At 41.3% G+C, this 12,744-nt stretch carries 13 protein-coding genes; 10 read left to right on the top strand and 3 right to left on the bottom strand.

All coding sequences use genetic code 11. The annotated features are described in order from the left end of the window. Nucleotide 1 precedes the first annotated feature (1 nt). From livM to ACX6CI_RS07180, 6 genes are read left to right on the top strand one after another with little or no spacing between them, the layout of a single operon-like run. A complete protein-coding gene (gene livM, locus ACX6CI_RS07205) occupies nt 2-1,210 on the top strand; it encodes a high-affinity branched-chain amino acid ABC transporter permease LivM (RefSeq protein ID WP_458777486.1) in 1,209 nt (402 codons plus the stop codon). Between the two features lie 16 nt (nt 1,211-1,226). Continuing rightward, the gene (locus tag ACX6CI_RS07200) at nt 1,227-2,018 is read left to right on the top strand and encodes an ABC transporter ATP-binding protein (protein ID WP_458777485.1); all 792 of its coding nucleotides are present in this window, start codon (nt 1,227-1,229) and stop codon (nt 2,016-2,018) included. Then, nucleotides 2,011-2,718: an ABC transporter ATP-binding protein gene (locus ACX6CI_RS07195; RefSeq protein ID WP_458777484.1), complete on the top strand. Its 708-nt coding sequence runs from the start codon at nt 2,011-2,013 to the stop codon at nt 2,716-2,718. The genes ACX6CI_RS07200 and ACX6CI_RS07195 overlap by 8 nt, the downstream gene beginning before the upstream one ends. 26 nt (nt 2,719-2,744) lie before the next feature. Beyond that, nucleotides 2,745-3,722, top strand: a complete 978-nt coding sequence (locus ACX6CI_RS07190; protein WP_458777483.1) for a Gfo/Idh/MocA family protein — start codon at nt 2,745-2,747, stop codon at nt 3,720-3,722. Nucleotides 3,723-3,746: 24 nt separating this feature from the next. Continuing rightward, complete coding sequence (gene lpxB, locus ACX6CI_RS07185; RefSeq protein WP_458777482.1) at nt 3,747-4,877, top strand: lipid-A-disaccharide synthase; 1,131 nt, start codon at nt 3,747-3,749, stop codon at nt 4,875-4,877. A gap of 2 nt (nt 4,878-4,879) precedes the next feature. Then, on the top strand, nt 4,880-5,182 hold the full coding sequence (locus ACX6CI_RS07180; protein WP_458777481.1) for a Smr/MutS family protein: 303 nt from the start codon (nt 4,880-4,882) through the stop codon (nt 5,180-5,182). Nucleotides 5,183-5,214: 32 nt separating this feature from the next. Here the strand turns inward: ACX6CI_RS07180 and ACX6CI_RS07175 are convergent, their stop codons facing one another. The 3 genes from ACX6CI_RS07175 to queD are packed head-to-tail and all read right to left on the bottom strand — an operon-like array spanning nt 5,215 to nt 7,937. Continuing rightward, the gene (locus tag ACX6CI_RS07175) at nt 5,215-6,237 is read right to left on the bottom strand and encodes a molybdopterin-binding protein (RefSeq protein ID WP_458777480.1); all 1,023 of its coding nucleotides are present in this window, start codon (nt 6,235-6,237) and stop codon (nt 5,215-5,217) included. A 26-nt stretch (nt 6,238-6,263) separates the two neighbouring features. Further along, entirely contained in the window at nt 6,264-7,541 is a 1,278-nt protein-coding gene (gene tviB, locus ACX6CI_RS07170) for a Vi polysaccharide biosynthesis UDP-N-acetylglucosamine C-6 dehydrogenase TviB (RefSeq protein WP_458777479.1), read from the bottom strand. A 15-nt stretch (nt 7,542-7,556) separates the two neighbouring features. Next, entirely contained in the window at nt 7,557-7,937 is a 381-nt protein-coding gene (gene queD / locus ACX6CI_RS07165; protein ID WP_458777478.1) for a 6-carboxytetrahydropterin synthase QueD, read from the bottom strand. A gap of 370 nt (nt 7,938-8,307) precedes the next feature. Here queD and ACX6CI_RS07160 point away from each other — a divergent pair, with 370 nt between their 5' ends. The 4 genes from ACX6CI_RS07160 to ACX6CI_RS07145 all read left to right on the top strand — a co-directional run bounded on the left by ACX6CI_RS07160 (nt 8,308) and on the right by ACX6CI_RS07145 (nt 12,740). After that, complete coding sequence (locus tag ACX6CI_RS07160; protein ID WP_458777477.1) at nt 8,308-9,078, top strand: tRNA1(Val) (adenine(37)-N6)-methyltransferase; 771 nt, start codon at nt 8,308-8,310, stop codon at nt 9,076-9,078. A gap of 4 nt (nt 9,079-9,082) precedes the next feature. Then, nucleotides 9,083-10,618, top strand: coding sequence for a YifB family Mg chelatase-like AAA ATPase (locus tag ACX6CI_RS07155; RefSeq protein ID WP_458777476.1), 1,536 nt, complete (start codon nt 9,083-9,085; stop codon nt 10,616-10,618). 114 nt (nt 10,619-10,732) lie between these two features. Beyond that, on the top strand, nt 10,733-12,397 hold the full coding sequence (locus ACX6CI_RS07150; RefSeq protein WP_458777475.1) for a DUF167 domain-containing protein: 1,665 nt from the start codon (nt 10,733-10,735) through the stop codon (nt 12,395-12,397). Then, nucleotides 12,378-12,740, top strand: coding sequence for a hypothetical protein (locus ACX6CI_RS07145; protein ID WP_458777474.1), 363 nt, complete (start codon nt 12,378-12,380; stop codon nt 12,738-12,740). The genes ACX6CI_RS07150 and ACX6CI_RS07145 overlap by 20 nt, the downstream gene beginning before the upstream one ends. The last annotated feature ends 4 nt before the right edge of the window (nt 12,741-12,744 follow it).

The following is a 12,744-nucleotide window of genomic DNA, read 5'->3' as shown; positions in this document are numbered from 1 at the left end:
TATGTTGTCATATCAAGAAATTAAAAAAACAGCACTTATATCACTTTGGTTTGTATTTCTTACATTTCCAATACTAGTGATAAAAGTTGATCCAGTTGAACGTATTGTTGAGTGGCGATGGGAAAATGCTCTATATATTGGCGTTGGTATTTTCCTTATGAGAACACTTATCGAATATATCAAATATCGAAATAACAAAAGACAAGGAGCCAAGTCTGACAAAGACAAGGAATCCTACTCGTGGATTCATACTATTATAGCCAACCCAAAGAAAAGAAACATAGTTGCTGCTGTTATGTTAGCTGCTGCTGCTGTTTATCCTTTTGTCTTTGATACCTACCAGACAAATATCATGATTACCGCTCTGATGTATGTAGTTTTGGGGCTTGGTTTGAACATTGTTGTTGGTATGGCTGGTTTACTGGACCTTGGTTTTGTAGCCTTCTACGCTGTTGGTGCCTATTCATATGCACTTTTAAACTATCATTTTGGACTAGGGTTTTGGATGGTTCTTCCCATTGGAGGACTATTTGCGGCCATTGCTGGAATTCTTCTTGGTTTTCCTGTGCTTCGCCTGAGGGGTGATTATCTGGCCATTGTTACCCTTGGCTTTGGTGAAATTATCCGTCTTGTTCTTGAAAACTGGAGTGAGTTTTCCATGGGGCCCAGTGGGATATCAAATATTGCGCGGCCCGGTTTCTTTGGTATAGAAATGTCTCTGAGCACTTCAATTCTGTATATGTATTACATCATGATTCTTTTCGTGATTGTTACCATATTTGTTGTAAACAGGTTGCAGGATTCGAGACTAGGACGTGCCTGGATTGCTCTTCGTGAAGACGAAATAGCCTGTCAGGCTATGGGTATAGACAAGCGGAAGACGAAGCTTGTCGCTTTTTCTCTTGGTGCGTTCTGGGCAGGACTCATGGGGGTAGTTTTTGCTGCTAAAACTACCTTTATTAATCCCGCGAGTTTTACATTTCTGGAATCCGCCATCATTCTCTCTATCGTCGTTCTGGGAGGAATGGGATCGATAGTAGGTGTCATCCTTGGTGCCTTAATCCTGATACTTATGCCAGAATATCTCAGAGCCTTATCAGAATACAGGATGCTTGCCTTTGGCGGTATTCTCGTCGCGATGATGGTATTTAGACCTCAAGGGCTTATTTCAAATATACGCCGGACATATAAAATCGATACAGATAAATAGTATATATAAAGTACATATGACTACTCCAATACTTAAAGTGACGGGTCTTACAATGGACTTTGGCGGGATTCGTGCACTTAACCAACTCGATCTAAATGTTAGTTCCGGTGAAATTGTTGCCCTTATTGGACCAAATGGAGCCGGCAAAACCACATTTTTCAACTGTGTTACCGGAATATACACTCCCACCGCCGGAGATGTTATGCTCACGCCGCCAGGTAGTGATAAAAGCATAAGCCTCAAAGGGCTGAAACCAAACACGGTTACAACAAAAGGCCTTGCAAGAACATTTCAAAATATTCGTCTGTTTTCTAAAATGACGGTTCTTGAAAATGTTATGATAGGTCGTCATTGTCGCACAAAATCATTCATATTTGGTGCAATCTTTCGCACCAAAGCTACCAGGACCGAAGAACAGGAAATCCTTGATACCAGCTATGAGTTGCTTAAAAAAGTTGGACTTGCCCACCTTGCAAATGAATTTGCCGACAACCTTTCCTACGGTGCCCAGCGAAGACTTGAAATAGCAAGAGCCCTTGCAACTGATCCTCTGTTGCTCCTTCTTGATGAGCCTGCAGCTGGCATGAACCCCCAGGAGACACTAGAACTTGAGGATCTTATCCAGAAGATAACCTCAGAAGGGCAGGCGATTTTGCTGATTGAGCATGACATGAAACTTGTCATGAGTTTATCAGATAGAATTTATGTTATGGACTATGGCAAAAAAATAGCTGAAGGTGTGCCTGCAGATATTCGTACAAATCCTGAAGTTATCAAGGCATATCTAGGTGAGGATGTTGATGCTTAAGTTAGAAAATGTACAAGCCGGCTACGGCAATATTGTGGCAATTAAAGATGTGAGTCTTGAGATTAATGAGGGTGAAATCATTACTCTTATTGGGGCTAATGGTGCTGGGAAAAGTACTACCTTGATGACTATCTCTGGCGTTGTTGCAGCCCGTGGTGGTACGATTACCTTCAAGGATAAGAATATAGAGAAAATGCCATCTGATGATATCGTCAAGCTTGGTATTTGTCAGGTGCCGGAGGGACGACATATCTTTCCTCAACTATCTGTTCAGGAAAACCTTGATATGGGTGCTTTTCTCCGAAACGATAAGTCGGAAATAAAGAAAGACCTTGAATATGTCTTTAACCTCTTCCCAATCCTTGCAGAAAGAAAGAATCAAGATGGAGGAACATTGAGTGGTGGCGAGCAGCAAATGCTTGCGATGTCCAGGGCTTTGATGGCAAGACCACAGTTACTTCTCCTGGATGAGCCCTCAATGGGGCTTGCGCCTCTTGTCATTAAACAGATATTTGAAATTATTAAGCAGATCAATAAGGAAAATAATACCACAATTTTTCTCGTTGAACAGAATGCGAATCAGGCACTACATATTGCTGATCGTGGTTATGTTATTGAAAATGGAGACATTACCCTTTCTGGTCCCGCCTCCGATCTTTTGAAGAATTCAGACATACAAAAAGCATATCTGGGAATATAATCTCAGAAACATTAAGGATGTACTCGATGAAAGAAATTAACGTAGCTGTTATCGGTGTTGGGTATCTTGGCCGATTTCACGCACAAAAATATGCCGCCCTGGATGGCGTTAACCTGATTGGTGTTGCTGATCCGGATGTTGAGCAAGCTACAAAAGTGGCAAAAGAGTGTAACTGTAAGGCGTACACTGACTATAAAGAGTTGTTACCCCAGGTCGATGCTGTTTCTATTGTGGTGCCCACCTCACTTCATCACAAGGTTGCTGGAGAGTTTTTAGATGCCGGTGTCGATGTACTCCTTGAAAAGCCAATGACAGTGACAATTGAAGAGGCTGACGATCTTATTGCTAAGGCAAAGCGCCAGGATCTTATTTTGCAAATTGGTCATCTTGAACGATTTAATCCTGCCCTTATGGCCATGGAGCCATCGCTTACAACCCCAGTATTTATTGAAAGCAATAGAATAGCTACCTTTAAACCCCGTGGAGTCGATGTAGATGTTGTATTGGATCTAATGATCCATGATATCGATATTATATTAAATATCATCGATTCTCCAATTAAAACGATTCACACAGTGGGCGCTCCGGTTGCCACCCTAAATACTGATATTGCCAATGCACGGCTTATCTTTGAAAACGGTGCAACAGCCAATGTAACCGTAAGTAGGGTTTCAAGAACGAATGAGCGTAAAATGCGGATTTTTCAGCCTGGCAGTTATATCAATGTTGATTTTGGCAACAAAAAGGTCATGACCATTCAATTATCTGATGAACTGTTGGGAACTGGTATGCCAAAGCAGGTGGTTGATTTGCGATCCTTTAAAGATGGGGATGCACTTCTTTCTGAAATCAAGGCATTTGTAACCCATGTAGAAGAACGTAGTAAGCCCGCAGTCTCAGGTGTTGAGGGGAGAAGGGCGCTTGAGGTTGCTCTACAAGTCATGCAGCAGATCAAAGAACATCAAAAGTTGGACCTCTTTAAAGATTTTCTTCCCTCTTCTTAATTAAACAATATGGGGAAAAATATAATGATAGTCACTGGAGAGGCCTCCGGTGATTTACATGGGTCTAATCTCGTTCGCGCCCTGCAGAGTAAGGACCCATCTATTCAATTCTCTGGGATGGGTGGACCTGAACTTGAGTCACTTGGCGTTGACATCGTCTGCGATGCCGAAAAGGTCAGTGTCGTTGGTATAGTTGAGGTTTTTTCTCATCTAAGGGATATTCTTACAGCCCAGAAAGCCCTTCGCACCAGACTTGCGGCAGACCGTCCTGACCTACTGATTATCATTGACCTTCCTGATTTTAACTTACTCCTTGCCAAAAAAGCGAAAAAACTTGGAATTCCCGTTTTTTATTATATCACTCCTCAGGTATGGGCATGGCGATCTGGTCGAGTTAAGACGATTAAAAATCGTACTGATCAATTAGGGGTAATCTTTCCGTTTGAAGAAAACTTTTTTAAAGAACGTGGTGTGGATGCAACATATGTTGGACATCCCTCACTTGATTCCGTTAAGGCCAGTAAGTCGAAGTCCGAGTTTTTTGATCACTATGGTTTAGACCACACCTCAAAACTCATTGGACTACTGCCCGGAAGTCGCACAAGAGAGATTTTGTCACTGCTCCCTGTGTTTCTGGAATCTGCTCATCTTCTGCAACAATCCTCTAGAGACTCATTAATATTTGTGATCCCAAAAGCCGCTTCAATTGGCAGAGTAGTTTTTGAAGAAGCGGGGCTGAGTAGGTTTTCAAATATCGATGTACGTCTTATTGAAGACGATAGATATGATCTGATGTCAGCATGTGATTGTGTGGTGGCAGCCTCAGGAACTGTTACAGTTGAATTAGCAATCTTACATACTCCGATGGTTGTGACGTACAAACTGTCACCAATCACCTATAAGCTTGCAAAACGACTTGTTAAACTCGACTTCTTTTCTCTTGTAAATCTGATTGCAGAATACTGCGCTGTAACTGAGCTCTTGCAGGATGAGGTAGAACCGAAGGCAATTTCTAGAGAGCTTATGGCACTTCTCTACTCCTATCCCAGGAAACAGGCAATGCGTAAAGATTTTGATTTAGTCAACAAGAAGCTTGGATCAACTGGAGCCTCAGATCGGGCGGCTGATTTGGTTATGACAATGCTTGGGAGATAGTTGTGACCGAAGAACGTGACAACGACGAAGATTATTCAGATCCAGTAGAAATACCCATTGATGGGGTCCTTGATCTGCATAGCTTTTCTCCTAAAGATCTCAAATACCTCATTCCTGACTATATAGAAGAGTGTCTGAAACGAAATATTTTTGAGTTGCGAATAATCCACGGCAAGGGGAAGGGAAATATTCGTAGATCTGTGCATGCTTTACTTCAAAGAAATGCCCATGTCAGTCATTTTTCACTGGGTGACATAAGCAGTGGGAGTTGGGGTGCAACCATCGTACGCTTAAAGTCGAACTGATATTGCACCCTGAACCTGCAGCGTCCTATGATTTACTTACCAAAATTACAGATTGGATAGTGGCAGACTTTACAGTTACGGCACAACCCTCCGTGGCCAAGTTCAGCAAGTTCCTTTCTGCTGATTTTTTCTCCAGTTAGTATTCGTGGCAGAACAAGGTCAAAGACTGTAATTTTATGAAACATACCACAGGCAGGAAGACCAAGTACTGGAACCGCACCTATAAGACCTGAAAGAAACATTGCACCTGGAAGGACAGGAGTACCATAGACAGATGTTTTTGCTCCAGCCGTGATAATTCCTTCACGGGTTACATCATCGGGATCAACTGACATCCCTCCACTGGTGACAATCAGATCACACCCGGCATCGATACAGGCTGATATCTCAGCTGCAATAGTGTCCTTATCATCAGGTGCTTTTCGCACCTGCAATATTTCACAGCCATAGTCACTACCCTTTTCCCTCAACACTTCTTCAAATCTATCTTCTATGCGCCCGTAGTAGACCTCATTGCCGGTAATTACCAGACCAATCTTTTTCGGAGAAAGCTTTCGGACTGAAACTATTGAACCAGGAACAGAAGAAATTGAAACTGCTCTATCAACAAGATTGCGCTGAGCAATCAAGGGAATAAGTCGTGTCCCGGCAATAGTTTCACCTTTTTTTACAGGCGTATTGCTGTGTAGTGTTGAACACATCACTTCTCCAAGCATATTAAACTCAAGAAGTGCATCCTTATTAATTTTAAGAAGGCCATCATGTTCTGCGATGAGGGAAATCTTACCTTCTTCAGCTTCCTTAGAAAAAACAACCCCGGAACCAGCAAGGCCATCAGCAAGTAAGACTGCAGCTTCGTTTTCGTGGATCTCATCTTCAGTTAAGGAGAGAACGTAAATATTATCCTTCCCTAATTTTTTAAGGCGTTCAACATCGCAATCCTGAATAATGTGACCTTTTTTGAAAGCTGTTCCTTTTTTGACATCCTTGATAATAACGGTTATGTCGTGGGGGAGGACCATGCCCACTGCCTGCTCAACTGGGATCGTATTCAACTATCTACCTATATAAACAATTTTTTTTACAGGCTACCATCCACCAAATTATGGGGCAGTAAACCTTTCACATCATAAATAACAGAATTTTCTTTGGCAAAACCCTTTATCTGTTCAAAAGATATCTCCACAAATTGCTGATGTGCAACAGCCAAAATCACTGCATCATACTGGCCAGCACCTAAATCGGCCACAAGCTCCACACTGTATTCACGTTTGGCTTCCTTGGGATCAGCCCAGGGATCATGGACATCTACATCAATTCCATAATCAAGCAATTCATTAACGATATCAATTACTTTAGTGTTTCTCAAATCCGGGCAGTTTTCTTTAAACGTTAACCCTAGGATCAGGACCTTACTCTTAGAAGTATCAATATGTTTTTGGACCATTTTTTTAACTACAGTACCCGCTACATAAGCGCCCATATTGTCATTGAGCCTTCTTCCTGCAAGGATCATATCAGGTTGATAACCAACCTCCTGAGCCTTATGAGTAAGGTAGTATGGGTCAACACCTATACAATGGCCGCCAACAAGCCCCGGTTGAAACGGCAGGAAATTCCATTTAGTACCAGCAGCAGCAAGAACTTCTCTGGTGTTAATATCAAGTTTTTCAAAAATAAGCGCAAGTTCGTTAATAAGGGCAATATTAACATCGCGCTGGGTATTTTCGATAACCTTGGCTGCCTCTGCCACTTTGATTGAACTTGCCGCAAAGGTGCCGGCTGTAATAATGGATGCATAGAGTTCATCAACGATTTTTGCTATTTCCGGGGTAGACCCTGAGGTAACTTTTACAATAGTTGGTAATCTATGGGTCTTGTCCCCCGGGTTAATTCGTTCAGGGCTATATCCACAGAAAAAGTCTGTATTATATGTAAGACCGGAGACGGTCTCAAGTATAGGCACACAAACCTCTTCAGTGGCACCGGGATATACCGTTGATTCAAAAATTACAATGTCACCTTTTTTTAAGCACTGAGCAACAGTTTGTGATGCACCCTCAAGTGGCCGTAGATCAGGTCGTTTAGAGGCGTCAATAGGAGTCGGGACAGCAACAATAAAGATGTTGCACTCTTTTATTTCATTGATGCTTGAAGTAAACGACAGTTTGGAGGCAAGGGCTAGTTCTTTTTCATCAACTTCAAGAGTTGAATCTTTTCCTGCCTTGAGCTCATCAATTCTTGAGTCATTGAGATCAAATCCCGTGGTGGAAAATTTCTGTCCAAATTCAACGGCAAGGGGCAAACCGACGTACCCAAGCCCAATAATACATAGTTGAGAGTCTTGTAAAGATAACATTTTTCTAAAATTGTCCTATTGAGAGTTTGGTCCGTAGTACGTTAACCCCTGGGTGTCAGTTTCAAGCACCCTTACACTATACAGGTTATATGTGTCTGAACTCAACTCCTGACTTAATTCTTCAAAAAGAAATTCAGCAATATGTTCTGAGGAAGGGTTTTGTTGTTGAAAATAGGGGAGGGTGTTGAGGTCTTTATGATCGAGCTTGTCAATGGCCACTTTCACTACTTTCTTCAGCACTTTGAAATCGATTCCCATACCATACTGATCAACAGATTGGGCACGTACTGTTACCTTCACCTTCCAGTTGTGTCCATGGGGCTTTTCGCAGTCACCGGGGTAATCTCTTAGGTGATGAGCTCCTGCAAAATGAGTATCTATAAATATATCAAACATTGACTTCTCCTTGTTGGGAAAGGCAAAAAAGGCAATTCCTGTTGAGTACTTTAAAAATTAATTGCTCGTTTTTTGTTACTGTTATTTTAGTAAATATTGTGAATGGGTTGTTTTCTTTTCACAGATGCGAGCATAATACTATTAATAACAAGTGGAATCACAACACTTGTATATTGACTGTAAATTCTGAGTAATATTTAATCATCTACTCCTTATAAAACAAATTATTCGATGTAAATACATTTTAAATATTTATTTCAAATTGCAATTATAATAAGTAATTGTGGTTTTTTTTGCTTCCAATTATATTCTGGACTATCTGTAACACTATTAAACGTGTATCACCTACAATGAGCGGAACATCATTATAATGGATGAAACTGAAATCAACACTCTTTTTGACGGGGATTTGATATGTAATCAACACGTAGACGGATATAGATTCTCTGTTGATTCAGTTTTACTCGCTCATTTTGTCTCTGTAAAAAAAAACGATCGCATTCTTGATCTTGGCACCGGATCAGGGATTATCAGCCTTATTCTTTTGTACCGCCACTATGGTACAATTTTAGAATGTTCGGGAGTTGAGCTTCAAAAAAGCTTATTTGAGCTTGCTACCCTGAACATGAAAGAGAATAATTATGAGAACGCAAACAATCTGTATTGTTGCAATGTCAAGGACTTAAAAGAGCACTGCCCAGCAGGTTCATATAATACAATTGTGTGTAATCCTCCATTTTACCCGGAAGCATCAGGGAGGGTAAGTCGTAATAGTGAGGCGAGAATCGCACGGCATCAAATTTCTGCAAACCTTGATGATTTCCTCTTTGCGGCATCCCATGCTGTTCAAAATCGTGGTAATGTGTATTTCATTTACCCCGCTGAACTTTTAGGGGATTTTCTGAAAAAATCGGTTTCACATAGGCTTGAAGCTAAAAAATTGCGTTTTATTTATAGTTATCCCGATTCTTCCAAGGGAGCTCAACTTGTACTGATCCATTGTTGCAAAAATGGAGGTCAAGGTGTCAAGGTTCCAGAACCACTGTACATATACAGTGAAAGAAATGGCGTGTTAACCAGGGAAGTTGCAAAATACTATGAAAATAACAATCACTACTCCACATCTGACAGGTTAGTCTAAGTATATGCTCGCAAAGAAAACAAGCTGCTCTGTTCTTGGAATTGATGGCTGGCTCGTGCAAGTTGAGGTAGATGTTGCAAGAGGATTACCAGTATTTTCAACGGTAGGTCTTCCAGATGGAGCGGTGCGTGAAAGTAAAGACAGAGTTAAAGCAGCCATTAAAAATTGTGGTTACGAGTTTCCCGCAAAAAAAATAACTGTGAATCTTTCGCCTGCTGACATAAGAAAAGAGGGCACGGCTTTTGATCTCCCAATTGCCCTTGGAATTTTGGAAGCCACTGAAATTCTCAAAAACATAAAAGCGGAGGAATTCTGTATTTTAGGGGAATTGTCACTTGATGGTGGCATAAATAAGGTTTCCGGCGTCCTCCCTGCACTTCTCGCAGCTAAAAACAATGGACTTAAGGGTGCCATTATCCCTTTTGAAAATCGAAATGAAGCGCAACTGCTTTCTGATGATATAGAAATTATACTGGTAGCTACTCTTCAGGACGCAGTGGAATTTTTAGCAGGAAAACGTGTAATTAACAGCCTTGTCTCAACTGATTCCGAGTCTGTAGTAGAGCTTGAGGATTCAGATGTTGATTTTGCTGAAGTCAAAGGTCAACCCCACGTCAGACGAGGGCTGGAAATTGCAGCCGCAGGAGGACATAATATTCTGCTGAGCGGTCCCCCAGGTGGTGGTAAGACCATGCTTGCGAAACGATTTTTCTCAATTTTGCCGAGTATGAGCCGGGAAGAAATCTTAGAGACCACCAAGGTGTACTCAGTCTCCCCCAAATTAAGACGTACAGGAGAACCATATATACATCGCCCATTTCGCTCCCCCCATCATACGATTTCTGATGCAGGGCTTATCGGTGGCGGTAATATCCCTCAACCAGGAGAAGTTTCACTCGCCCATAATGGTGTGTTATTCCTTGATGAACTACCTGAGTTTAAACGCAGCGTGCTTGAAGTGTTACGTCAACCGCTCGAAGATGGTGAGGTGACGATTGCCCGAGCTAATATGACACTGACCTTTCCTGCTCAGTTTACCCTCATTGCTGCCATGAATCCATGTCCCTGCGGATATCTTGGTGACTCAAGAAATAGCTGCAAATGTTCAGAAACTGAGATTCGTAAATACAGGGCTAAGATCTCAGGGCCTCTGCTGGATCGTATAGACTTGCATCTTGAGGTGCCGGCACTTGACTATAAAGATATGAGTTCAAAGGAGAAGGGTGAATCTTCCAGGTTGATAAAAGAACGGGTGGATAGGGCAAGAGAGATCCAATCCCTGCGATTCTCTGGAGTTGATGGTCTTTACTGTAACAGTCAAATGAACAACAGACTTATCGAAACTCACTGCGAGCTTGATATAAAGTCAAAGAAACTTCTTGAACTGAGCGTAAACAGACTCGGACTTTCCGCACGATCATATCACCGCGTATTAAAGCTCTCACGTACTATTGCAGATCTTGACGCTGGGATAAATATTGGGGCAAACCATGTCGCTGAAGCAGTTCAGCTTTGCCGAAGTCTCCAGTCAACTGTTTAATATTAATATTATTTTTCATTTATGAACACCAATGCGTTTTTAACATTTAGCACAATTCTTCTTATTGTCACATATCTTCTTGTCTATAATTTTGACCCGGAACACGAAGAAAATATGGCAAAATTTATTCCTGACAACGTGCTTTTATATGTCGAACAACGTGGAGGCAGGGCAGCTCTTGAATCATTTAAAAATTCCGAATTGGGTAAACAGCTCGATACGATCGATTTTTCTAAAACAGCACAGAAAATTGGAGTTTCAGAACATTTCACAGCGGTTATCGATAGTATTAAAAATAATTACTACAAGGCCTTTGATAATGAGGTGATCAATGAAATCCTTGGTAAACGTGTGGGCATAGCATTTTTCTATCCTCCAAAAGAAATCAACTCATACACAACCAGTTCGTTTTTAAAAGAAAACACTTTGATTATTGCTGAACCTTACCAGAATGCTGATCTTCTGGCTTTTCTTGCAAAACAATACAGCACAACCAAGGCCGACATTTCCTTTCAATCAATTCAATACGGCAATCACCAAATACTAAGAATCATGACCCCGGAAGGTAAGCTGGCTTTGTCGGTTATTGAAGGTCTGATTGTGGCAAGTTTTAATGAAAAGCAACTTAAACTTTCCATTGATGCCTATGATGGTGAGCATCAGACCATTGCGGAGATTCCTTCCTTTATAAAGGCTCAGGAAAAATTCCATAAGCCGGATCGTTTTTGTTACCTTCCTGTTGAAACCATCCATATAATCGCAAATGATTTGTATGACCATGTCGACCCTGGCTTCATTCCCCTTATTCAGGAACAACTCGATCACGCTCTCGGCTTCACAGGTGCCTATTATGGTGCATGGTCACATTCTGATACTCTCCAGGACAAAATCATCTTTACCTACAATGAAGGCTATACCAATAACCTGGTTAAGAATCTGCTTGATACAGAGCCAAGCAACAATACAATGCTTGAGTTGACCACAGCAGATCCACTTGCATATTACTGGTCCAATACAATTGATCTTAAACATTTTCTTCACTATGTTCCAAAAGACACACCAAATCCTGTGACGAGTTATTTAAATAAACTTGAAAATCTTTCTCAAAATAGCGTAGAGGGTATCCTTTCAACACTTGGTCAAGAGGTGAGCCTGGTTGTAGAAAAAAGTGGGGAAGATAACTTTATTCCAATCCCACTTGCAGCCGCATTTTTCAGAATTGATCCGAATATTGATTTATCAGAGATGGTGAACTATATAGTTGATGCCTTTGAGGTACCCGTTATTGAACAAATTTATGATTCCGTAACATATTTATACTGGGTTGCATCCCCCCAGGACGGATTGCAGCCGTTATGCGGATACTGGAGTAACCTCTTTTTTATTGGCAATAGCGCCCAATTGCTTGAGAGGGTCATTGATGGGTACAATGAAAACAGTTCAATATTAAACAACCCTAAAGTTAAAGGAATTGACCCAGGAATTACCCAGAAAAATAATTCAATCACCTATTTGAATAATACCCAGATCATTGAGCTGTCAAAACGCTTACTTGGTGTGTTTGCGACAATTATCACCCTTGAAGATAAAGGAAAAGCTGCTAAAGCCCGGGTTATTTTAAGTGAGGTGATACATCCACTATTTGATGGATTGAAAGAATATCAGAGAAGTTGTACCAGGAGTTATTTTGAACCGGGAATGGTTATTATCGACTCCAGAACAAGTGTGGTTGAAAAAAAACCGCACAAAGAGGTGACTTATGCAGACTTTAGTAGATGAATTAAAAAAAATATTGCCGTTAAAAGCCACAACTGAAATAGGGGATGTCGTCGTTATTGCAGCAAAAGAGCCTCAAATGTTACTCTATGCCCATGTGGACGACATTGAACGTGATAGCAGCAGAAAAGACGAGTGGTGGAATGTTAAAATGACCATGCTCTCAATTCCGCTACAACAGATTACCTGGACACTTCGTACTGAACAGATCACTGGACAGGAAATTTTCACCATGGGGGGAGAAGAGCGCTTTATCCAAGGTGTTGAGTTTAGTCGGAACGGTGATGCAAAGGGACCTGTAAAGAAAAAAGAGAAAAAAATAACTCAGTTAAAACGCGTCAAATAGAGCA

This window comes from Desulforhopalus glucosivorans (assembly GCF_054397165.1).
Note: the sequence above shows the minus strand (reverse complement) of the source record. Positions and strands in the feature narration are given on the sequence as shown.